Annotated in this window: 19 protein-coding genes; 8 read left to right on the top strand and 11 right to left on the bottom strand. The window is 54.8% G+C overall.

The features are described 5' to 3' along the window. Positions 1-136 precede the first annotated feature (136 nt). On the bottom strand, positions 137-1,279 hold the full coding sequence (locus tag HB664_RS14795) for a methyl-accepting chemotaxis protein (RefSeq protein ID WP_182930760.1): 1,143 nt from the start codon (positions 1,277-1,279) through the stop codon (positions 137-139). Between the two features lie 456 nt (positions 1,280-1,735). Between HB664_RS14795 and HB664_RS14800 the strand changes: the two genes are divergently transcribed. From HB664_RS14800 to HB664_RS14815, 4 genes are all read left to right on the top strand, one after another. Beyond that, the gene (locus tag HB664_RS14800; RefSeq protein ID WP_219939712.1) at positions 1,736-3,865 is read left to right on the top strand and encodes a bifunctional diguanylate cyclase/phosphodiesterase; all 2,130 of its coding nucleotides are present in this window, start codon (positions 1,736-1,738) and stop codon (positions 3,863-3,865) included. A 92-nt stretch (positions 3,866-3,957) separates the two neighbouring features. Continuing rightward, positions 3,958-5,190 carry a sensor domain-containing diguanylate cyclase gene (locus HB664_RS14805; RefSeq protein ID WP_219939713.1) on the top strand — a complete coding sequence of 411 codons (1,233 nt, stop codon included), beginning with the start codon at positions 3,958-3,960 and terminating at the stop codon, positions 5,188-5,190. A gap of 74 nt (positions 5,191-5,264) precedes the next feature. After that, a complete protein-coding gene (locus HB664_RS14810; protein ID WP_021240268.1) occupies positions 5,265-5,405 on the top strand; it encodes an Ecr family regulatory small membrane protein in 141 nt (46 codons plus the stop codon). A gap of 217 nt (positions 5,406-5,622) precedes the next feature. Further along, positions 5,623-6,186: a DJ-1/PfpI family protein gene (locus HB664_RS14815; protein WP_033145709.1), complete on the top strand. Its 564-nt coding sequence runs from the start codon at positions 5,623-5,625 to the stop codon at positions 6,184-6,186. A gap of 90 nt (positions 6,187-6,276) precedes the next feature. On the opposite strand, the gene HB664_RS14820 is transcribed toward HB664_RS14815, so the two are convergent. Continuing rightward, on the bottom strand, positions 6,277-7,893 hold the full coding sequence (locus HB664_RS14820) for an ABC transporter substrate-binding protein (RefSeq protein ID WP_167818633.1): 1,617 nt from the start codon (positions 7,891-7,893) through the stop codon (positions 6,277-6,279). A 185-nt stretch (positions 7,894-8,078) separates the two neighbouring features. Here HB664_RS14820 and mpaA point away from each other — a divergent pair, with 185 nt between their 5' ends. Beyond that, positions 8,079-8,792: a murein tripeptide amidase MpaA gene (gene mpaA / locus HB664_RS14825; RefSeq protein WP_045889286.1), complete on the top strand. Its 714-nt coding sequence runs from the start codon at positions 8,079-8,081 to the stop codon at positions 8,790-8,792. Here the strand turns inward: mpaA and ycjG are convergent. Further along, complete coding sequence (ycjG, locus tag HB664_RS14830) at positions 8,783-9,748, bottom strand: L-Ala-D/L-Glu epimerase (protein WP_219939714.1); 966 nt, start codon at positions 9,746-9,748, stop codon at positions 8,783-8,785. The genes mpaA and ycjG overlap by 10 nt on opposite strands. Before the next feature lie 107 nt (positions 9,749-9,855). On the opposite strand from ycjG, the gene tpx reads away from it, so the two are divergent. Further along, positions 9,856-10,362, top strand: a complete 507-nt coding sequence (gene tpx, locus HB664_RS14835; protein ID WP_023335907.1) for a thiol peroxidase — start codon at positions 9,856-9,858, stop codon at positions 10,360-10,362. 275 nt (positions 10,363-10,637) lie between these two features. After that, positions 10,638-11,846 carry an aldose 1-epimerase family protein gene (locus HB664_RS14840; protein WP_219939715.1) on the top strand — a complete coding sequence of 403 codons (1,209 nt, stop codon included), beginning with the start codon at positions 10,638-10,640 and terminating at the stop codon, positions 11,844-11,846. A 36-nt stretch (positions 11,847-11,882) separates the two neighbouring features. Here the strand turns inward: HB664_RS14840 and tyrR are convergent, their stop codons facing one another. The 3 genes from tyrR to HB664_RS14855 all read right to left on the bottom strand — a co-directional run bounded on the left by tyrR (position 11,883) and on the right by HB664_RS14855 (position 15,983). Further along, a complete protein-coding gene (tyrR, locus tag HB664_RS14845; protein WP_023312028.1) occupies positions 11,883-13,424 on the bottom strand; it encodes a transcriptional regulator TyrR in 1,542 nt (513 codons plus the stop codon). A 112-nt stretch (positions 13,425-13,536) separates the two neighbouring features. Then, on the bottom strand, positions 13,537-14,589 hold the full coding sequence (locus HB664_RS14850; protein WP_045400123.1) for a YcjF family protein: 1,053 nt from the start codon (positions 14,587-14,589) through the stop codon (positions 13,537-13,539). Continuing rightward, positions 14,586-15,983: a YcjX family protein gene (locus HB664_RS14855; protein ID WP_219939716.1), complete on the bottom strand. Its 1,398-nt coding sequence runs from the start codon at positions 15,981-15,983 to the stop codon at positions 14,586-14,588. Before HB664_RS14855 ends, HB664_RS14850 begins: the two co-directional genes overlap by 4 nt. A 155-nt stretch (positions 15,984-16,138) precedes the next feature. Here HB664_RS14855 and HB664_RS14860 point away from each other — a divergent pair, with 155 nt between their 5' ends. Then, a complete protein-coding gene (locus HB664_RS14860) occupies positions 16,139-17,149 on the top strand; it encodes a LacI family DNA-binding transcriptional regulator (RefSeq protein ID WP_033145717.1) in 1,011 nt (336 codons plus the stop codon). Positions 17,150-17,183: 34 nt separating this feature from the next. Here HB664_RS14860 and HB664_RS14865 read toward each other — a convergent pair whose 3' ends face one another. From HB664_RS14865 to HB664_RS14885, 5 genes are all read right to left on the bottom strand, one after another. After that, positions 17,184-18,098, bottom strand: a complete 915-nt coding sequence (locus HB664_RS14865; RefSeq protein WP_047060998.1) for an OmpG family monomeric porin — start codon at positions 18,096-18,098, stop codon at positions 17,184-17,186. A gap of 66 nt (positions 18,099-18,164) precedes the next feature. Beyond that, positions 18,165-19,247, bottom strand: coding sequence for an ABC transporter ATP-binding protein (locus HB664_RS14870; protein WP_039262901.1), 1,083 nt, complete (start codon positions 19,245-19,247; stop codon positions 18,165-18,167). A gap of 13 nt (positions 19,248-19,260) precedes the next feature. Further along, positions 19,261-19,926, bottom strand: a complete 666-nt coding sequence (pgmB, locus tag HB664_RS14875; RefSeq protein WP_219939717.1) for a beta-phosphoglucomutase — start codon at positions 19,924-19,926, stop codon at positions 19,261-19,263. Next, positions 19,916-22,195, bottom strand: a complete 2,280-nt coding sequence (locus HB664_RS14880) for a glycoside hydrolase family 65 protein (RefSeq protein ID WP_219939718.1) — start codon at positions 22,193-22,195, stop codon at positions 19,916-19,918. Before HB664_RS14880 ends, pgmB begins: the two co-directional genes overlap by 11 nt. After that, the gene (locus HB664_RS14885) at positions 22,189-23,247 is read right to left on the bottom strand and encodes a Gfo/Idh/MocA family protein (protein ID WP_120785300.1); all 1,059 of its coding nucleotides are present in this window, start codon (positions 23,245-23,247) and stop codon (positions 22,189-22,191) included. The genes HB664_RS14880 and HB664_RS14885 overlap by 7 nt, the downstream gene beginning before the upstream one ends. Positions 23,248-23,252 lie beyond the last annotated feature (5 nt).

Below are 23,252 nucleotides of genomic sequence, written 5' to 3' on the forward strand. Positions count from 1 at the left end.
GCTCTTCGGTGTCAGTCTAGCTTTCATCAGGTGTTAAGCAACAACTATGTATCCCATCGCGCTGAAATCGCTCAGGAATTGTACATACCAGGCGGAGGCATGAAAAAAGCCTGGCATGCCAGGCTTTGAGGTGCTGTCAGAGAGAGTGCTCTGGCCGCTGGAGGAAGGATGGCGAACCGCCAGGTGATGAGGACAAGGATGACTGATCGAGCCTGAAATTACGCGTCCGGGTTTGCAGCTCAATCACCTGATTACGCAGTACATCAGACGAACCGTTGAGTTCCTCTGCCATTGCCACGTTACTTTGCGTAACCCGCTCCAGCTCCGATAGCGCCAGGGTAATCTGAGAAATGCCTTTCTCCTGCTCTGAGGTTGACGCGGAAATGTCGTCCATTAAGCGGCTGACATTCCCCGAGCCCGTCACGATTTCATGCATGTTTTTCTCTGCCTGTGACACAACGCTGGCTCCCTGCGTGACGTTACTGCTGGTGACTTCAATCAGCGTTTTGATATTCTTCGCGGCCTCCGCGCTGCGGTGTGCCAGGTTTCTTACCTCTTCCGCGACGACAGAAAAACCCTTGCCATGATCGCCCGCCCTTGCCGCCTCCACGGCCGCGTTGAGCGCCAGGATATTTGTCTGGAACGCAATGCCGTCAATGAGCGAAATAATCTCCGTCATCTGTTGCGCGCATTCGGTAATGGACTGCATATTGCTGGCGACCTGCCCCATCAGCTCGCCGCCCTTGCGCGCCTGTAACGTCGCCACATTTGCCTGCTCGCTCGCCAGGCGGGTGTTATCGGCATTGTTTTTGGTGCTCGCGGCCATTTGCTCCATGCTGGCTGCGGTTTGCACCAAAGACGCGGACTGCTGTTCGGTTTTCACCGAAAGCTGAGCGCTACGTGCCGAGAGTTGATCCGATAAGGTCATGGCGGTTTGCGATGATGCCCTGATCTCACGCACCAGCGTCGCAATATTGCCGGAAAGGCTGTTTATGCCGGGGATGAGTCGGCCCGCGCAGTTATTGCCAAATTCAGGGATAGATACGCCAAGGTTACCTGCGGTCACCTCCTCAATACTTCTCTTCACCGTATTGATCGGCGTCACAAGATACTTCGTCATATAGACCCAGAGCAAAAATAGCGCAACGAAATTGATGACATTAAGCGAAATAAAGAGAGACGTATTGCTGGAAATTAGAACAACGACACCTGCACTTACCAAAAAAAGAGAGAAAAGGAACCCGATAATAAAGGTCCTTACACTAATATTTTTTAGCATGATAATACCCACGTTTTATATTTTGGTCGGCACTTAGACTTATAGCATTGGCCCAGAAGTTTTTCATCGCAAACAACGCTTGTTTTTTGTTTCGCCGTTAGCATCCTGAGATTTACGTTAAGTCAGATAAAAAGAGCGTATTAGTGAAAATGTTTTGCTCAGCATGCTGTGATACTGGTCTCCAGCCATGTTAAGCGATAGTATCGCCCGCGGTGAGACGACACGATCGCCCTCATATTTAAGGAGCTTTGCTACTGTTATTCGTTCTTGTTTAGCAATGCTTAATATATTAACGAGAGAATATATTTTATATTCTTAATAAGTTTTAGAGTATTAATATGACTGGTCATTTTTCACGATAAATAACTAATATGGTTTGAATGCGCATGTTCGTTGCCCGATAAAGATGTATCCGGCAGGCGAAATCGGTAACCCTCTCAGGCGTGGGATTGCATAATGCTCAATATATCGTGGGACCCTGTGTTAATCGCTATCTCTTATCTGGTGGCGTTTATCGCCTCCTTTGTGGCGCTGGACAGCGCCGGAAAGATCCCCCTCTCCAGCCGAAAGGCTGCCCTGTTCTGGCGCATTGCCGGTGGGGTCACGCTGGGCATTGGCATTTGGTCGATGCACTTTATCGGCATGCTGTCGATGCAAATGCCCATGATGATGAGCTACGACCTCTGGTTAACCCTTGCGTCACTGGGCGTCGCGGTGGTTGCATCGGCCACGGCACTTAATATTGCCGTCGCGGGCAAAAAACTTTCTCCCTTTCGACTGATCTTTGCCACGGCGATCCTGAGCGCTGGCGTGGTGTCGATGCACTACATCGGTATGGCGGCCCTGATGCTGGATGGCAGCATCATCTGGGATCGCCGCCTCGTGGGGTTGTCCGTGGTTATTGCGGTTGTTGCCTCCGGCACGGCGCTGTGGCTGGCTTTCCGACTGCGGGATAAACACAAAGGCGTCTTTATCAATCGCATTCTCGCGGCCTTCATCATGGGTGCCGCCATTTGTGCGATGCACTATACCGGCATGAGTGCCGCGCAGTTTCAGGAAATGGCGCATACCCTCCCGGGCGGGATCGGCGAGCTGGGGTTATCCATCTGGGTTTCGGTCACCACGCTCTGCCTGCTCGGCGTGATGTTAATCATTTCACTGATCGATTCCCACCGGCGCACCAACCGGCTGACGGATAATCTGCATCAGCTCAACCGCCAGCTTGAGCTACAGGCGCGTTTTGACGCGCTCACCGGGCTCGCAAACCGCCACCAGATGGATCTCCGCATGCAGGATTGTCTGCGCAGCGCGCTGCTGAGCAAGAAGCCATTTGCGGTTATTTTCCTGAACGTCGATCACTTCAAACGCGTTAACGATACGTGGGGTCACAGCGTCGGTGATGAGCTATTGATCGCGGTCGCGCAGCGCATCACGGCCCGGCTCACGCGCGAGATGACCCTGGCAAGGCTGGGAGGCGACGCCTTTATCCTGCTGGTGCCGGAATGTGACGATGACAGGCTCAACGCCCTGGTCACCGCGCTGCTCGAAGACGTGCGACGCCCTCTTTCTGTCTGCGGGCATACGTTAAGCACGACTATCAGCGCGGGCGTCAGCCTCTATCCTCAGGACGGCGAAACGCTGCACGAGCTGAAGCTCAAGGCGGATGCAGCATTACATCGCGTCAAGGAAGATGGCCGCAACGGCTGGGGGATTTATCGGGCCGAGATGTCAACGGCGATCCCGGCGAAACCCGGTTTCCTGCAGGAGCTTTCGCAGGCGCTTGAGCGCGATCAGTTTGAGCTGTGGTACCAGCCAACCTGGCATGCGGGAGAGAAAACCATTCACGGTTTTGAAGCCCTTCTGCGCTGGCGACATCCTGAGCAAGGGGTTGTGCTGCCTAATCTGTTTATCCCCTCCCTGGAACAAACGGGCTTAATTATTCCGGTAGGTAACTGGGCCATTGAAGCGGCGTGCCGACAGCTTCATTTCTGGACTGAGCAAGGTTTCAGCCAGTGGACGCTGTCTCTCAACCTATCCCCCATCCAGTTTGAACAGCCTGATATTTTCCAGATCGTCTCGTCGAAGCTGGAAAAATATAACTTGTCTCCGTCCCGGCTGATTCTGGAGGTAACGGAAAGCACCGCGCTTAAAAATCTGGACCGCAGCATTGAGTTGCTCAATGCGTTTAATCACGCGGGGATCGTTGTCTCGATTGATGATTTTGGGACGGGCTATTCCAACCTTTTGATGCTGAGCGTGCTTCCGGCCAAAGAACTCAAGATCGACAGAAGCTTTGTCACGTCGATGCTGGAAAATGAAAAAAGCTACAAGCTGGTTGAAACCATTATCAGTATCGCCCGGACCATGGAGATGAATGTGGTGGCAGAAGGGATCGAGACGGAAGAACAGCAGGCGGTTCTCACCCGTCTCGGCTGCGATTACCTGCAGGGATATCTTTTCTCCCGCCCCTTACCTGCCGAACAGGTACCGTGGCTACTGCTGCAGATAAACTCAGACAAACAGATTATACCCATTAATAAAATTCAAACGGACCCCGCATTTATTTCTCAAAAAAATCATGCCTGACGGGGTTAAGTGGAGTATGTTTCAAGGGAGTACACGCGAGTCAATTCTGTCATAATTGTCAGGCACATGTTGTCGATGAACAGGAAACGCCTATGTCGCAACCTTGTTTTGATGCGTTGAATGTAATTAAAACACCCGTGTGGCTCGTTTCACCCGTGTCGGAAAAGATCATTTTTGCGAATGTGGCCGCAACGCAGATCATGGGGGATAAAACGCTCGATGACCTGCGCAAAGGGATCTATTCAGCCAGTGCGCAAACCGTCCTGTCGATGTATGTATCTGAACTGAAAACAGAGCAGGAGATCGTCGAAATCTGGACAACAAGACGGGATGGACAGGATACGCCGTTAAGCTGTCGCCTCTCGCTTGCCCACTACGCGCCCTGGGGCGATGTGATTGTTTTCGAGGGCATCTCCCAACAAATACTCTCAGGATTGAAGGCCAGCCGTTCCGCTACCTACCGGCGGAAAAAACAGGGTTTTTATGCGCGCTTTTTTCTGACCAACAGCGCCCCAATGCTGTTAATCGATCCGGCCCGCGACGGTCAAATCGTCGATGCGAATCTGGCCGCGCTCAATTTTTATGGTTATTCACATGATGACATGTGCAGTAAGCATACCTGGGAAATCAATACGCTGGGGCGAGATGTGATGCCCATTATGACTGCGATTGCCGCTCTGCCCGGTGGTCACAAGCCGCTCAATTTTGTTCACCGCCTTGCCGATGGATCCACCCGCCACGTTCAGACGTATGCCGGGCCCATTGAGATTTACGGTGACAAGCTGATGCTGTGCATCATCCACGATATCACCGAGCAAAAAAGGCTGGAGCAGGAGCTGGAACATGCGGCGTTACGTGACTCAATGACGGGGTTACTCAACCGGCGCCAGTTCTACGCGATTACCGATCAAAGCAATCTGAATAAACTTCCCTCGCAGCAGCAATTTAGCCTGCTGCTGGTGGATACCGACCATTTCAAAAACATTAATGACCTGTTCGGCCATCTGAAAGGCGATGAGGTGCTTATCGCCCTTTCCCGGACGCTGGAAGACTGTAGTCGGGAGGGCGATATGGTGTTCCGCTGGGGTGGCGAAGAGTTCGTTATCCTGCTGCCGCGCACCTCTCTCGACACCGCGATGCAGATTGCCGAGTCAGTCCGTGCAGCCGTTGCCCGCATTACGATTCCAGGCTTGCCGCGGTTTACCGTCAGCATCGGCGTAGCGCGGCACAATCAGGGAGAGAGTATTGACGAGCTGTTTAAGCGTGTGGACGATGCGCTGTATCGCGCTAAAAATGACGGACGCAATAAAGTCCTTGCGGCATGAAACTGGAGTATCCGGAAAAGCCCCGCTACAATGCCCACCTCGAATCAATTAGCGTCAGGTGGGTAAAAGCCGCAATGGGAAAAACAGAAATAATACTCACCTTAATTATTTTACTCCTTATTATATTTGGCTTCTGGTTTATTTTTAGCGGTGAGATCTGGTATCTCGTCGAGTTCCTGGAAAATAGCCTTTACCCGACCTTCGACGCACCGTAACGCACGTTTAATCGCTTGTTTCACCTACCGAATATGTCAGGTATCTGCTTCCGTTACAGCCGCGTAAAATACGCGGCGTTATCCTCCAACAACGTTGATAACGAATCACTTATTCATTTGCTTATGTTGCCCGTGCTCTGACGGGCTTTTTTATTTCCGGCAATTCAGCCACGCCAGGCTATATCTTAATCATCTTTATTGATAGAGGTGAGGAAAGATGAGCAAGAAGATCCTGATGCTGGTTGGCGATTACGCCGAAGATTACGAAACCATGGTGCCTTTTCAGGCGTTGCAGATGATTGGTCATCAGGTGGATGCGGTCTGCCCCGACAAACCGAAGGGCGACTACATCATGACGGCAATTCATGACTTTGACGGCGCCCAGACCTACAGCGAAAAGCCCGGTCACCGCTTTACCCTCAACGCCGATTTTTCAGCCGTAAAGGAGCAGGACTACGACGCGCTGCTCATCCCCGGCGGGAGAGCCCCCGAGTATCTGCGGTTAAATGAGGACGTCTTAAAGCTGGTACAGGCATTTGACGCCGCGCGTAAGCCGATTGCCGCGGTGTGCCACGGCCCACAGCTGCTTGCTGCCGCGGGCATTCTGAAAGGACGAACCTGTAGCGCCTACCCGGCCTGCGCGCCTGAAGTCCGTCTCAGCGGCGGACACTACGCCGCTATCGGCATCGATCAGGCCCATGTAGACGGTAACCTGGTGACGGCTCCCGCCTGGCCCGCGCATCCGCAGTGGCTGGCGAAGTTTAATGCGCTGTTAGAATAACAGAGACCAGGTATCGGGCCACGCATAGCGAATGAAGCGGTACCGCGAATTGCAGGTCTGGCGCGAGAATGCGCCAGGCCTCATAAAACATCAGTGCTTCTCGATATACATGGTCCGGCTATACGCCACGTCTTCCGGGTTATTGATGGGGTAGCCTTTCACCCAGGGCTTAATCAGGCGACCATTGGTGTACTGGTAAATGGGCGCGATAGGCGCTTTCTCCAGGAGGATTTTCTCCGCCATGTTGTAGTCCGTATTACGCGCTTTCGCCGTGGTTTCCAGCGTCGCCTGGTGGATAATTTTATCGTAGGCCGGGTCGTTGAAACGCGAGATATTGCCGCTGTGGGTGGAGGTCAGCAGGGACAGGAAGGTCGACGGCTCATTGTAATCGCCTACCCATGACGCGCGGATCACATCAAAATTGCCGGTATTACGGCTGTCGATATAGGTTTTCCACTCCTGGTTTTGCAGTTTGACGTCCACACCGAGATTTTTCTTCCACATGGACGCCACCGCAATGGCGATTTTCTGATGGTTTTCCGAGGTGTTGTACAGCAGGGTCAACTTCAGCGGACGCTGCGGGCCGTAACCTGCGGCCTGGAGCAAAGTTTTCGCCTGAGCGTTCAGCTCCTGCTGGGACATCTGCTCGAACGGTGAAGGCTCAGGGGTGAAGCCCGCCGTCACGTCTGGGGTGAAATGCCAGGCCGGCTTCTCGCCTGTACCTAATACCTTTTCCGCCATAATGCGGCGATCGATAGTCATGCTCAGCGCAAGACGAACCCGGGCATCGGCCGTCGGGCCCTTTTGCGTGTTAAACGCATAGTAATAGGTCCCGAGCTGAGGCGGTGTATACACCTGTCCCGGAATGTCCTTCAGGAGCTTCTGATACATGTTTTTCGGGAACGATTCGGTGATATCAATATCCCCCGCCAGATAGCGCTTAGTGGCGGACGATTCCTGATTAATCGGAATGAAGGTCACTTTTTGCAGGACAGTTTTCGCGTTGTCCCAGTAGTGCGTATTTGGCACGACAACCAGTTTTTCATTCACCACGCGGTCGTTCAGGACGTACGCGCCGTTACCCACCAGAGCGCCCGGACGCGTCCACTCTTTCCCGCTTTCAACGTTCGCTTTTTGCACCGGATAGAAGGCGAAGTTTGCCGTCAGGTTGCTAAACCACGGGAGCGGTTTGTCCAGCTGGACGCGTAAGGTTCTGGCATCCACCGCCGTCACGCCCAGGGTATCTGGCGCCGCTTTGCCATCGATAATGGCCTGCGCGTTATTGATGCCCGCCAGCGCCGCAAACCAGGCAAACGGAGACGTGGTTTTCGGGTCAACCAGACGCTGCCAGCTGTAGACAAAATCCTGCGCGGTGACGGGCGTACCGTCAGACCATTTGGCGTTATCGCGCAGGGTGAACGTCCAGATACGGTTATCGTTGCTCTGCCAGCGCGTCGCCACGCCGGGGGTCAGCTCCCCTTTCTCGTTCTGATTCACCAGCCCTTCGAAAAGATCGCGAATTACCTGAATCTCGGGTAATCCCACCGCTTTTGCCGGATCGAGTGAAGCCGGCTCGTCTTTAATATGCCTGACCAGCTCCTGTTTTTGCGCCAGTACCGTGCCCTGGGGCACATCAGCAGCGTACGAGAGTGTAGAGAGTCCGCACAGGTACAGTGCAGCGCAAAGACGCGAAACAGGATGCTTCATAAGATCCCCTTTGATGAATTCAGGTAACAAGCAGATGCGTAATTATTTGTTTCGAAACAGAGAAATGCAAATACCTTACGCCTGAATAGTGATTTAAGGCAATTCTCAAGCGTTACGGAAACTATTTGATTAACAGCGGGTTTTGCACAACACTGCCAGTAGAGACTTCTTTATCAGGATTTCGTATGGCAATCACCCGACCACGAGCGGAGCGCGGGGCCTTTCCGCCGGGCGCTGAGCAATATGGCCGCTCATTTTTAGGCGCATCGCTGATCTGGTTCCCGGCGCCCGATGCCGATCGCAGCAGCGGTTTGATCATTGCCGGCACGCACGGAGACGAGAACTCGTCCATCGTCACGCTTTCCTGCGCGCTGCGGACGCTGACGCCTTCATTGCGCCGTCACCACGTGATTCTTGCCGTCAATCCGGACGGCTGTCAGCTTGGATTACGGGCGAATGCGAGGGGCGTTGACCTGAACCGTAATTTCCCGGCGGCAAACTGGCGCGCAGGAGAAACGGTTTATCGCTGGAACAGCTCCGCCGAGGAGCGAGACGTGGTGCTGCTGACGGGAGACAAGCCTGGCTCGGAGCCGGAAACGCAGGCGCTGTGCCAGCTTATCCATAAGATCCACCCCGCCTGGGTTGTCTCCTTCCACGATCCGCTGGCCTGCATTGAAGATCCGCGTCACTCCGAACTGGGCGCGTGGCTGGCGCAGGCTTTCGCCCTGCCGCTCGTCACCAGCGTCGGCTATGAAACACCCGGATCGTTCGGTAGCTGGTGCGCCGATTTGAGCCTGCCCTGCATCACCGCTGAATTTCCGCCAATTTCCTCCGACGAAGCCAGCGAAAAATACTTAAACGCGATGATGGAGCTACTGCGCTGGCAGCCTCAAAGATGAAGCACGCCGCTGGTAAAATTAAGCGCCGGCGAAACGTCAACCGCCAGCCACGTCGGGCCGTCCAGATCGGCGAAACGGACCTGATTGACCAGCGGCAGCGCCGCGCCGATCGCCCGGGATGTGCAGAGCATGCATCCCAGCATCAGGGAAAAGCCCTGCGCCTGCGCTTCCGCCGCCAGGGCCAGCGCTTCTGTCAGCCCGCCGGTCTTGTCGAGCTTGATATTGACCATCTCATAGCTGCCCTTAAGCGCGCTCAAATTCTCGCGGGTATGGCAGCTTTCATCCGCACAGACGGGCAGCGGATGGATAAAATTCTTCAGCGCCGCATCATCCTTCGCTGGCAGAGGCTGTTCCAGCATCGCCACGCCCAGGTCAGCCAGCAGCTGGCATCGCGCGGCAAGCCCCTCGGGATGCCACGACTCGTTGGCATCAACAATCAGCGTGGCCGAGGGAACCGCCGAGCGAATGGCGACCATCCGCTCGCTGATCAGGCGATCGTCGAGCTTCACTTTTAACAGCGTGGCCCCTGCGTCATAGAGCGCTTTTGCGCTGGCAGCCATCTGCTCCGGCTCACCAATCACGACCGTTTGCGCCGTCACGACGGACTCCGGCAGCGATACCCCCAGCAAGGACGTCAGCGATTGTTGCTGCCTGGCGGCCTCAAGGCTCCAGAGCGCACAGTCGATGGCGTTGCGCGCAGCCCCGGCGGGTAAACGCTGCTGTAACGCCTCGCGCGTGAGCCCTTTTTGCAGGTCAGGCACCAGGGTCATGATATGCGCCATCACCGACGCAGGACTTTCTCCATAGCGCGGGTAAGGCGTACATTCCCCAACGCCTTTAACCCCCTCTTCTTCAATTTCAACCACGACCACGCTGGCTTCACTTCGACTGCCGCGGGAGATCACAAACGGGGTATGCAATGGCCAGGCTTCTTCATAGACCTTAACGCTTCTCATCACTGACTCCTTGCGGCCCGGAAAGGCGAAAAATTTGGTTTGCCGTGTTATCCGCTGATGGCATACACTAGCCCCGACGTTAACTATATGTAAACAGGAAGATATCTATGTCACAACTCGTTCATTTCCAGGGCAACCCGGTTGCTGTTGCAGGTTCCATTCCGCAGGCTGGCAGCAAAGCGCAGGCTTTTACTCTGGTGGCTAAAGATCTGTCTGACGTCACACTGGCTCAGTTTGCGGGCAAACGCAAAGTACTGAACATTTTCCCAAGCATTGATACCGGCGTTTGTGCCGCGTCCGTGCGTAAATTCAACCAACTGGCGACTGAAATGGACAACACCGTTGTGCTGTGCATTTCCGCTGACCTGCCGTTTGCCCAGTCCCGTTTCTGCGGTGCCGAAGGCCTGAGCAACGTTATCACCCTCTCCACCCTGCGCAGCGCAGATTTCCTCGAGAAATACGGCGTCAGCATCGCGGAAGGCCCACTGAAAGGTCTGGCGGCACGTGCCGTACTGGTTCTGGATGAAAACGACACCGTTGTCTTCAGCGAACTGGTTAACGAAATCACCACCGAGCCGGATTACACTGCCGCGCTGGACGTGCTGAAAGCATAATAAGTACTTAGCATTCTATACAACTTATTCTCAACCTCGCCGCGGCGGGGTTTTTTATTATAATAAAGCTGAATCGTTAAAGCATAAATGCTCACAAATCACATTAGTCATGCAATAAAAACGTCGACGCGTAACATTAACGTGATCAATAACGCATAATAATCGTTAAAATTCTCTATTTTCGACCGCAGTGAAGCACATCACATTTCCCTTTTTGCCTAAACATTAGATTTGCTTACGAAAGAAAATAATCGTTTCAGCAAAAAGGATAAAATATGAAAATTAAATTCGCTTTTACGCTCCTTGCGGTACTGATTTCTGGCCATGCAGCGGCCAAAACCTGGGTGCTGACAAGCGCTGAAAGCAGCGTAGAGAAAGGAAACTGGAAGATTTCCAGTGATGAGCTGAAAGTTAAAGATCAAACGTTCAGCATTGAGCAAAAAGTCTTGCACGGTGGTAAACAGGAAGGCAGCAAAGTCATCATAATCAGCAGTAAAGACGGCCTGACGATTACCCTGAGCCCGACCCGCGGGATGAACCTTCTGCATGTAGATGGCTTTGGCACCCGACTGGGGTGGAATTCGCCCGTTAAAGAGGTCGTTAATCCGGCATATATCAATCTTGAGAGCCGCAACGGTCTCGGCTGGCTGGATGGTTTCAACGAGATGATGGTGCGCTGTGGCTATGAGTGGACAGGACATCCGGTCACCGCTGACGGGCAAATTTACACCCTGCACGGCAGGGCCGGTAATACCCCCGTTTCGCAGGTCGAGGTTGACATCGCCGATGCCGCCCCGCATGAGATCCGCGTTCGGGGTTTGATCAAAGAGAGCACGTTTAAAAAATCGGATCTGCAAACCATGACCGAACTGCGCTACGTTCCCGGAACCAACCAGTTCAGCCTGCACGATGTTCTGACCAACCATGCGGATTACCCTCATGATTACCAAATCATCTATCACAGCAACTTCGGCACGCCGATCCTTGAAGAAGGCGCCCGTTTCCTTGCGCCGGCGGCAAGCGTGAGCCCGTTCAATGACTACGCCAAAGCGGGGGTTAACGACTGGCAAACCTATGCCGGGCCGACAAAAGGCTTTGATGAGATGGTCTTTAACATTAAACCGCTCTCGGACAATAACCACGAAACGCTTGCGGCGGTGGTCAATAAAGCCGGAGATAAAGGCGCGTCAATCCAGTTTGATACCCGCCAGCTGCCCGTGCTGACCTTATGGAAGAACACCGATACGCTGAAGCAGGGCTACGTCACGGGCATTGAGCCGGGCACCAGCTACGCCTACCCCGTTACGATTGAACGCGAGCAGAAGCGGGTTAAGCAGCTGCAGCCCGGTGCCAGCGCGCAGTTTGACCTGACCTATACCCTGCTGCACAGCCCGCAGCAGGTGAAAGAGGTCGAAAACAGGATTGCATCGATTCAGGGAGAGACAAAAACAGAAATCGTTAACACGCCGATGGCGAAGGAATAAACGCAAAGTAAAAAGCCTCTTTACAGAGGCTTTTTGTTATTCGTCGCCTTTCTTATGATTCAAACCGTACTCACGCAGCTTGTTCGCGATCGCGGTATGCGAGACGCCAAGGCGTTTTGCCAGCTTGCGGGTGCTGGGATAGCTGCGGTACAGCTGCGTCAGCACTGAACGCTCAAAACGGCTGGTGATATCGTCCAGCGAACCTTCCATCGCCTCTTCGCCAACCGATACCGTCCCCGCGTCGTAATCAGGCAACAGAATATCCTGCGGACGCAGTTCATAGCCTTCCAGCTGGGTCAGCGCACGATAAACGGCGTTTTTAAGCTGGCGAATGTTGCCCGGCCAGCCGTAGCGCATGAGCACCGTGCCGAGATCGGCAGACAGCTTCGGACGCGGCACCCCCTGCTCGTCGGCAAAGCGGGCGACGAACAGCTCCGTTAGCGGCATGATGTCCTGCGGGCAATCGCGCAGCGGGGGAATATTCAGCGTCAGGACGTTGAGGCGGTAATAGAGATCTTCGCGGAAGATCCCCTTTTGCACCAGTTCCACCAGGTTTTTCTGGGTGGCGCAAATGACGCGCACGTCCACATGCACTTCGTGATCCTCACCGACGCGGCGGAAGGTTCCGTCGTTCAGGAAACGCAGAAGCTTAGCCTGCATGCGCGGCGACATTTCGCCGATTTCGTCCAGCAGCACGGAGCCACCGTTAGCCTGCTCGAAGAACCCCTTCTTGCCTTCCGGCGCGTGACCAAACAGCTCGCTTTCAACGGCATCTTCCGGAATAGAGGCGCAGTTAAGTGCCAGATAAGGCTTAGCCGCACGCGGGCTCGCCAGATGCACCGCATGAGCCAGCAGGTCTTTCCCGGTGCCGGTATCCCCGGTAATCAGCAGCGGCGCGGTCAGGCTTGCAAGCTTGCGCGCCTGGTCAACCACATGGCGCATTTTCGGGCTGACGGCAATAATCTGGCTGAACGCGCCAACGTCCTGACTGGAGAGGTTTTGCAGCTGGCGCCCCATGCGTAACGTCGAGCGCAGCATGATCACCGCCCCGGTCAACACGCGGGTATTCCCTTCCCCTTTCAGATAGACCGGCGTGATCTCCATCAGGAAATTCTGCCCGTTAATCACCACATGCTCGCTAAGCGTGTTCTGCGGATTGCTGTCCAGCCAGCGCTGGAAGTTAAAGCCGGGGATCAGCTGCGCGGCGTTATGATTGCTGAGCTTCTCCTGGCTCTGCGCGAAAAGCTGGCAGCTCGCGTGGTTAACGCGCTCAACTTTGCTTTTCAAATCCAGGGAGAGGAACGGCTCAGGCATCGCTTCCAGCAGCGCGCTCAGCGCCAGGTGCTCACGCTCAGAGGGCATCCAGGGAATGGTGCGTACATCCGTAACGCCAGCGATACGGCGGATTTCCGCCATCAGGCTGCTGAAGGTATTAAATTCAATTTCGGCAAAATTGAGGTAAATTCGCCCGACAGGATCGATCTCAATGCCACGTAAATCAATGCTACGTAAAACAAGAAGATCGAGTAATTCGCGGGTCAGACCGAGACGGTCTTCACAGAAGACTTCAAGACGCATGGGAAATTCACCGTTTTAAGCCAATAACAGTAAAATGATATGTCAGAACACGGTGATCGGGAAGATGGCTGTCAACAAATATTGACAGCCAGCACGATAAGTGAACAAAACCTCACGGAGCCGGTTTTTTATTGAGCGTCTCTTTAAGCTGGCCGATCAGCTCGCGCCTGAAATCCCCCAGCCGGGGCTTATCGCCATCAATCCACGGCAGCGGACGGCAGACTTCCATCGCTTTAATCCCCAAACGCGCGGTCAATAATCCCGCGCCGATACCCTGCGCGGCACGAGCGGAAAGACGCGCCGCCAGATCCTGCGACATCCAGTCCATTCCGACTTCGCGCACCAGTTCACTCGCCCCGGCAAACGCGATATTGAGCAGGACCAGCTTGAACAGCCGGAGTCGACTGTAGTAACCCAGCTCTATGCCGTAAAGGTTCGCGATACGGTTGATCAGGCGCAGGTTACGCCAGGCGATAAAAGCCATATCGACCAGCGCCAGCGGGCTGACGGCAATCATCAGGGTGGATTCCGCCGCAGAACGGCTGATCTCGCGTCGCGCCTGGGCATCCAGTACCGGCTGAACCATATGGGAGTAGAGCGTCACCACTTCCCGGTCATTCTGTGTTTCATGGATGGCGGCATACCAGCGCTGAAGCGCCGGATGCGACTGATCGATTCCCGCCTGGCTGGCCAGCTTTTCACAGAACGCGCGGCCTTTACCGGTGCCGTGACTGTGGAGCAGATCCCGCGCCTCATCACGCTCGTGCGCGCGCTGGCGTAAACGCCAGAGCCGCCGCCACTCGGTGGCAACCGACCCGATACCCGCTCCCACAATCAGCGCGCCCGCGGCACATCCGCCCAGCGCGACCCAGTCCTGAGTTTGCCAGGCATTCATCGTCCACTGCACGCCCTGCCCAACCACGCTTACGCCAAACAGCGCCAGACCGGCGGTGACCATCCTGCGCCACAGGCTGCGTTTTGGACGCAGGGCGGCTTCGACAACCGCCTCTGCCGGACCTTCCTCGACGCCGGGCTCCTCTGTCAGGGCCGGAGCAAAGTTATCAGCCTGCGTGCCGCTGAACGTCTGCGCGGTTTTGAACGCCTCCTGAGGATCCTGCTCAAGCGTTCCGGTAAAGTCTATGCGCGGTTTTAACGGTTCCGTCATCGCAATTTATCTCCAATCAAAAACTCCAGCGCCGCATCCAGACGGATGTGTGGCAATGGCCGATCGACTCTCATTGCCTGCGGGCGGAAGGCTTCAAACTGGAAGCCCTGATTCTGCCAGAAGGCCTGGCCCGGCAGCCGCGCAGGCACTTCGCCCGGATACACGGTAAGCGGTTCACCGTCGCTGAGCCGGTTCCCGCGTAATGCCGGTATTTTCTCGCCGTTAAGATCAATCAGCCCGCTTTGCGTTGCCTGTACGGACGCAAGCCCAAGGCAATCCATGCCGATCCCTTCGAAGGCGGCGTTTTGCCAGGCGTCCTGCACCAGCTGCTGCAGAAGCGATACCATATTGGCATGCTGGTCGACCGTGACGTGATCGGCCTTGGTGGCCGCAAAGAGCAGTTTATCGATCACCGGTGAGAATAGACGGCGAAACAGCGTCCGCTGCCCGTAGTGAAAACTTTGCATCAGCTGCGTCAGCGCCAGGCGCATATCGTTGAAGGCCTGCGGCCCGCTGTTGAGCGGCTGCAGACAATCCACCAGCACAATCTGGCGGTCAAATCGCAAGAAATGGTTTTTATAGAATCCCTTGACCACTTTTTCACAGTAGTAATTGTAACGCTCGCGCAGCATCCCGGCGTTAGTGTGCCTGTCGGCCTGCGCCAGCTTCGACTCGCCCACCCCGTCCACGTCCGGCCAGGGGAAGAACTGAAGCGCAGGCGCGCCCGCTAAATCACCCGGCAGGACAAAGCGACCCGGCTGAATGAAGTGCAACCCTTCCTGTTTGCACTGGTGCAGATACGCCGTCCAGGATTCGGCAATGGCCGCCAGACGGTTTTCATCGGCCGGCGCAAGCGGGTCCAGGCCTTCGCACAGCTGTCGCCATTTGGCCGACCACCCGGCGCGCTGCCCCTGTAACAAGCCCGTCATCTGGCGGGACCAGCTGAGGTAATCCTGCGCCAGCATCGGCAGGTCGAGCAACCATTCACCGGGGTAATCGACGATTTCAAGGTACAGCGTAGAAGTATCCTTGAAGTGGCGCATCAGGGATTCATTGGAGCGAAAGCGGAGCGCGAGGCGAATTTCACTCACCCCTCGCGTCGGCGTCGGCCACATGGGCGGATCGCCATAGAGCTGCGCCAGCCCTTCGTCATAGGTAAAACGTGGAATCCCAAAATCACGCTGAGGAACGCGCTTCACGCCCAGCAGGCGTTCTTCCCGCACCGCGCTGAGCAGCGGCAGACGCGCCCCGGCGTGCAGGTTCAGGAGCTGGTTCACCATCGCGGTGATAAACGCCGTCTTACCGCTGCGGCTCAGCCCCGTCACGGCCAGACGCAGATGACGGTCAACGCCGCGGTTCACCAGTGAATTGATTTCGTTTTTAAGTCGCTTCATCGCCGTCCTTCTTTGCCTGGAAGCCTTGAATGCATGGCTTCAGAATACAATAAATGGGGGCAGATCGTTGATTATCAATTCTTATTTATTGCTATTGCCGTTTTCTCTCCAGTAAGATGAACGGTATTGCTGTCAGTCCGGAGTGAGTAAGGTGTATGTCACCCACCATCTATGATATCGCACGGGTTGCGGGCGTATCGAAATCAACCGTTTCCCGCGTTCTGAATAAACAAACGAATATTTCTCCCGAAGCGCGTGAAAAAGTGCTGAAGGCGATTGACGAATTAAATTATCAGCCCAACAAACTGGCCCGCGCCCTGACCTCTTCAGGCTTCGATGCCATTATGGTTATTTCGACCCGTTCAACCAAAACCACTGCCGGTAATCCTTTTTTCTCCGATGTCCTGCATGCCATTACGGCAAAAGCGGAAGAAGAAGGATTTGACGTTATTTTACAAACGTCAAAAAGCAGCGAAGACGATCTGCTGAAATGCGTGAGTAAAATAAAACAGAAGATGATCAAAGGGATCATTATGCTGAGCTCACCGGCAAATGAATCCTTTTTCACCACTCTGGATGCGTATGGCGTACCGGTAGTGGTTATCGGTAAAGTGGAAGGTGAGTATCAAAATATCTATTCCGTCGACACGGATAATTTCCATGACAGCGCCACGCTGACCGAAACCTTTATTAAAAACGGACGCCGTAAAATTGCCTGTCTGCATGCCCCGCTTGATTATCATGTTTCGATCGATCGCCTTGCGGGCTATAAAGCCAGTCTGGAAAAGCACCATATTGCCCTTAACCCGGACTGGATCAGGGATGGCGGTTATACCCATGAGAGTGCGCTTACGGCAGCGCTGGAATTGTTGTCTTCACCCACGCCGCCTGATGCAGTATTCGCTACCGACAGCATGAAGTTACTTAGCCTCTATCGCGCGGCGGATGAGTTGAACCTGATGATCCCGGAGCAGGTGGTGATAGCCGGATACAGTGACCCGATGCTGTCTCTCATTTTAACGCCCTCGCCTGGCGGCTTTGATATCCCCACCCGAAAGCTGGGGGAAGAGAGCTGCGATCTTCTTTTCAGGCGTATTGCGGGTCATCCCGCTCCGCAAAAAGTGCTGGTTGATACTCACTTTTTGTTGGCTGCTTCCCTTCGCTAAAACCAGGGGCGTAGAGCCCCTGGCCTGCAGTCGGTCAGAAAGCGTAGTTTACGCCAACCCCCGCATAGTGGAAGCGGTCGCTTTCGCCTTCATCGTGGTTTTCCCACTCATAGGCGTATTCCAGCGTCATGGATAAACCATTGTTGAAATCGTAAGCGTAGAGGAGACCGAGTCGGTTGAAATCGTGTCCTTCACGCTCAGGATCGTCCTGCCAGTCCCAGTTAGACCAGCGATCGAGCCCCAGGCGGGTATAAGGCGTTAAGGTGGTCTGGCCTAACGAAATGGGCAGATAGGCACGAATTTCCTGAGTAGAAAATTCGCCGTTATTACGGGAACTGTCCATATTGAAGCCGCGCTCTAAATAATAATTCACTTTAGCCGCAAAGGTTTCGTTAATGGTCCAGGTAAAACCCGTTTCGGTTTCAACGCGGCTGTCAGCATAGCCGGTTTTTTGCAGATCGTTAGCAAACTGATACATGGCAAACCAGCCGCCAAAACGCCAGTCGTCGGTTAATTTAATATCCCAGTCAGGCTGAACTTTGTAGCGCTGCATATTAGCGCTGCCGTCTTTGGCACCGTGCTCATCTTTAAAGTGATAACCATAATTACGGAAACCGCCGGTCAGACCGAAGGTGAAATTATCGGTTCCGATAAAGCGATAGCGTAATTGAAATTCAGGACGATCGAAATAGGTTCCACGGGTCATACTGCTGTAATCAACCGGCCCCTCCTGATACATCGCCAGCGAAATAGTCCACGCATCCCAGGTTGCATTAAACCATACGGAAGGTTCATATAATCCATCTTTATCGTCGCCCTGCCCCTCAACGTTTTCGATTTCATACATTGCGCCAATATTAAATTCCCACTGTTTAGCTGCTTCTGATGCTTGTGCACAGCTAACTCCTGCGCACAGAACGAGCGCAGCACTTCTTAGTAGAGTACTCATTTAATTTTCCCTTTATAAGTAACAAACAAAAAAACCGGAAATTTGCATTTCCGGCGAACACCTTTCTTATCTAATAGCCGCTTCGGTTTCAGCGTCGAAGAAATGGCACTTATTCATATCGAACTGGATATTGATATTATCCCCTGCGGCATAATCATTCGCCGCGCCAGCGCGAACCACCAGCTCATGACCGCCAACGGTGGCGTAAAGCATAAATTCTGCGCCGGTCAGTTCGGCTACGCTGACTTTCGCCGCGATATTTTTACCACTGCTCTGCAGAGTGAGAATATCTTCCGGGCGGATCCCAAACACCACCGCTTTGCGCTGATACCCTGCGGCATTCAGTGAAGCGAGCTTGTCTTCCGGGATCGCCAGACGCAGCGTTTCCGTGACGAAATAGCGATCGTCGATAGCGCCGCGAATGAAATTCATGGCTGGCGATCCAATAAACCCTGCAACAAACATATTTGCCGGTTCGTTGTACACCTGCTTCGGAGCGCCGACCTGCTGAATAATTCCGTCTTTTAAGATCACGATGCGGGTCGCCATCGTCATGGCTTCCGTCTGGTCGTGGGTCACGTAAATCATCGTGGTGTTGAGCTTCTGGTGCAGCTTGCTGATTTCAGCCCGCATCTGCACGCGAAGCTTGGCATCAAGGTTGGAGAGCGGTTCATCCATCAGGAACACACCCGCTTCGCGCACGATCGCCCTGCCCAACGCCACGCGCTGTCGCTGGCCGCCGGACAGCGCGCCCGGTTTACGCTTGAGGTACTCGCGTAATCCGAGGATCTGTGCCGCCCAGTTAACGCGCTCGTCGATAACCACAGGCGCAATTTTTTGCATCTTCAGGCCGAACGCCATGTTGTCGTAGACCGTCATATGCGGATAAAGCGCATAGTTCTGGAACACCATCGCGATATCGCGTGACTTGGCGGGCACGTCATTCATGCACACCCCGTCAATAATCAGTTCACCCGCGCTGATCTCCTCCAGACCGGCAATCATGCGCAGCGTCGTGGATTTACCGCAGCCCGAAGGCCCGACGAAGACGATGAACTCCTTGTCTTCGATTTCGAGACTGAAATCCTTAACCACGTGGACCTGGTTATCATAGATTTTCTGAATGTGTTTCAGGGACAGTTGAGCCATTGTTAATTCCTTATCAATACGTCCGGGATGCCCAAAACTCCATCAGGCATTTCCAGGTCAGTTCCCGCGTTGAATGAAGTTGTAAACCCGCATGGTTCAGGCCAGATCCAATCCCAACCGATAGCATTCCCGCCGCGTTGATCGCCTCAACGCCTGCAGGTGCATCTTCGATACCTATAGCCGCGTCAGGACGCACATTCAGGCCTGCACAGGCAGCAAGGAAGATCTTCGGGTCTGGCTTTGAACGGCGAATACGGGAAGCATCGGCACAAAAATCGAAGGCCTGATGAATGCCCAGCGCGTGCAGGATCCCCGGGGCATTCAGGGAAACGGAGGCTAGCCCAATTTTGACCTTCGCCGCACGGATATCCGCCAGCACGTCGCGAATACCGGGAAGCAGTGAATCCTCCGTCAGCGACGCCAGAGACTGGACATAGAGCGCGTTCTTTTTCGTCGCCAGCGCGAGGCACTGCTCATGGCTGAACATTCCCTCTTTCCCGCCATGCTTCAGGATGCGCTGCAGGGAATCCATGCGGCTAATGCCCTTCAGCTGTTCGTTAAATACTTCGTCGAAGGTGATGCCGATTTCATCCGCCACTGCACGCCAGGCCAGAAAATGGAGGTGTGCGGTATCGGTGATCACACCGTCCAGATCGAATACAACCGCCTTAAGCGTCATGGCGCCCCTCCGTGGTAGCGGTCCCATTAACAGGTGCAAGAAAATCCTTATAAGCGCAAACTGTCCGCCCCGATACGTGTAGCGTCTTGCCCCACAGCGTCAGCATGGAAGGTGCCGAAGCTTCAATGGTTAACACCTCGTTTTCACAGGTGAAGTGCAGCGTTGCATTTCGCCAGCGCAGCGGGAATGCCAGTCTTCGCCAGTGGGCCGGCAACCTGGGCGAAAGATGCAGCTCCCCATCCACTATCTGCATACCGGCAAAGCCCTGAATGACGCCGGACCAGATAGCGCCGGTCGCAGCGGCGTGAATTCCGTCATCGCAGCTGTGCGGGTCGTCCCCAAGATCGATGGCGACGCCATCGCGCCAGAAGGCGTAGGCACCTTCGACGTCACCACAGCGGGCAGTCACAATGCCGTGAATGGCCTTGCTCAGCGAAGAGTCATGGATCGTGCGGGGCTCGTAGAACGCCAGATTGGCGGCACACTCCTGAGGGGTAAACCGCTCCGGCAACAGGTAGGTAAGCATCACCACATCAGCCTGCTTAAGGATCTGCATGTCGTTGACTTCCGCGCGGGAATAATCGAGCAGAATGGTCTGCTTACCCGCTTTGGCTTTGTAGCGGCTGAGATCAATGGCCGGTTTGGCCATGAAGGTATCATCCTGCGGGATCACACCGTCTGGATTGGCCTCCGGCAGCCATAAGCACGTCAGGAACCGTGTCGCTTTGTGCGTAAAACCTTCATCCTCGCGCCCAAATATCGCCATAAACTGGCGAGCGCAGGCAACGTTGTGCCAGGCCAGATAGTTGGTATACGCGTTGTTGTTCACATGCTCGGTGTATTCGTCCGGTCCGATAACATCATGGATTTCGAGACGACCATTAATTTCCGTCGCGCGGCCCATCCAGAACGCGGCGGTTTCCATCAGCAGCGTCAGGCCTTCGTTTCGCATAAAGGTCTCATCCTGCGTCGCCTGCCAGTAAGCGACGACGGCCCAGGCAATGTCCGCCACGATGTGGTGTTCCGCCAGCGCGGAGGCCACCTTCTGGCGCGTGCCGGTTCGGATGTTGATAGCCGCGAACTCCGGCGTCTCTTCCAGCCCGCTGGCGGCGCTTTCCCATGGGAACAACGCGCCGGGCCAGCCGTTGCGACGGGCTTTTTCCCGCGCCCCGGCCAGGTTGAGCCAACGATAGCGCAGCAGGCTACGGGCGATTTGAGGTCGCGTGAAGAGATGGAAAGGCAGCAGGAAAATTTCGGTATCCCAGAAGACGTGGCCTTTATACCCCTCGCCCGTCAGCCCTTTGGCGGCGATACTGCTTCGCTCATCATGGGCTGGCGTCATGGTCGTCAAATGCCAGACGGCGTAATCCAGCGCCATCTGATCCTGATGTTCCGTAGACTCCACCTCCACCCGAGCATCGCACCAGACCTCTTGCCAGGCACACGCCGAACTCTCAAGCAAGGCGTCGTAGCCTCTTGCCGCACAGACCTTAAGATCGGCCAGCGCGTTTCGGGCGAACGAGGCCTGCGACAGTGCTTTATCACTGCGATGTGCCACCCAGACGATTTTTTCAAGCGTGACAGTGTCACCCTTAGCAATCGTCAGCGAATGATGAACGCTGAGACGACGATTTTTGGCGGTGAAACAGCTATCGCTCTTCGCGGAGAGCTGACAATATGCTGAAACAACAATCTCAGACGCGCGGTCCTGCGTTTCATACACGCCCTGCATATATTGCTGGTCGAACACTCTGACCGACATTTCATCCAGATGCTGTCTGCCGCTGTTCGTTTGCGTTGCGTCAATGCCGGTTTGCACCACGGCCTGCGTGGCGGTATCGAGCGGTGTAATCGAAAGCTGCATGGCCACTAAGGGCAACTGGTCCAGCGACACAAAACGACGGCTCTCCAGACGATAGCGTTTCCCGTCAGGCGAGCGCCAGACGACGCTGCGACGAAGCTCGCCATTAGCAAACGCCAGCTCGCGCTGCCACTCGAGGATTTCGCCTGACAGGAGCGTGAAATTGAAGCCATCCAGCTCAACATCGATACCGATGATATCCGGCAGATTGATCAGCTCAGTGGTCTCGTTGCGACCAGCACGATGATAGAGGCCCGCAAGATACATGCCTCTGGTTTGCTGGGTGTAATCTTCTTCGTGCGCAGCGCGGATCCCCATGTAGCCATTACCGCAGGCCATGATGGAGGCGTATTTATTCAGGCTGTGTGGACAAAAGCCCGGGTCGGTTAATACAGACACGTTTAGCATAACGTCACGCTTTCCCCTGTTTCTGCTGATTCATACAGCGCGGCGACGAGCTGCTGGATAACCAGCCCCTGCTCCGCATCAGCGATCATGACGGGTTCTCCCTGCACATGCCGTACGAAGGCATCCATACTGCGCATATGACGCCGATCGTCAGCCTCTTCACGCTGCGTGAGGGTGACTAAAGTACCGGCTTCGTCGTTGTAGATGTGCGCCGGGAACAGCATGGCGCCAGCCTTTTCGCCGCAGAATGCGACGTTCATGATGGATTGTTCACGGATATTGAGCGCAAACGACGTGTCCAGACGCAGAATGCCGCCGTTGCAAAATTCAATGGTGCCAAACAGGGCATCTTCAACGGTAAACTGCGTGGGATCCCACTCGCCAAACTGGCCGCTGCTTTTACGATTTCCCAGCCTCTGGAAGCTGTGTGCCGTCACCTTTTTTACCGCCGGGAACCCCAGCACGTACATCGCGGCATCGAGCATATGGATGCCGATATCAATCAGCGGCCCACCGCCCTGAAGCGTTTTGTTGGTAAAGACGCCCCAGCCGGGAACCCCGCAGCGGCGTAGCGCCTGCGCCGTAGTGTAATAAATTTCGCCCAGTTCCCCCTTTATCACAGCTTCACGCAGCAGTTGCGTATCAAGAGCAAAACGATGGTGAAAATCATACGCCAGCACTTTTCCTGCCTTGCGCGCGGCCATGCGCATCCGATCTGCCTCCTGCGGCGTCATAGCAGGCGGTTTTTCACACATCACGTGGCAGCCTGCTTCCAGCGCTGCCATGACGTGCCCGAAATGGAACCGGTTAGGCGAACAGACGCTCACCACATCCGGCTTAACCGCCTCGAGCATCTCTCGCGCATCCTGCCATGCCGAGGGAATACCATGACGTTCCGCAAACGCCCGAGCCTGTTCAGGGTGGCTGTCCATGACAGCCACCATCTGAACATCCCTGCGCGTGGCGTAATACGAGGCATGCACTTTATCCGCGACCTGCCCGGCGCCAATGATGGCGACGCGCAGAGGCGAAGGTGTAGAAGCACTCATCACGCTCG

The organism is Enterobacter sp. DNB-S2 (assembly GCF_019443845.1).
Classification (GTDB): Bacteria; Pseudomonadota; Gammaproteobacteria; order Enterobacterales; family Enterobacteriaceae; genus Enterobacter; species Enterobacter asburiae_B.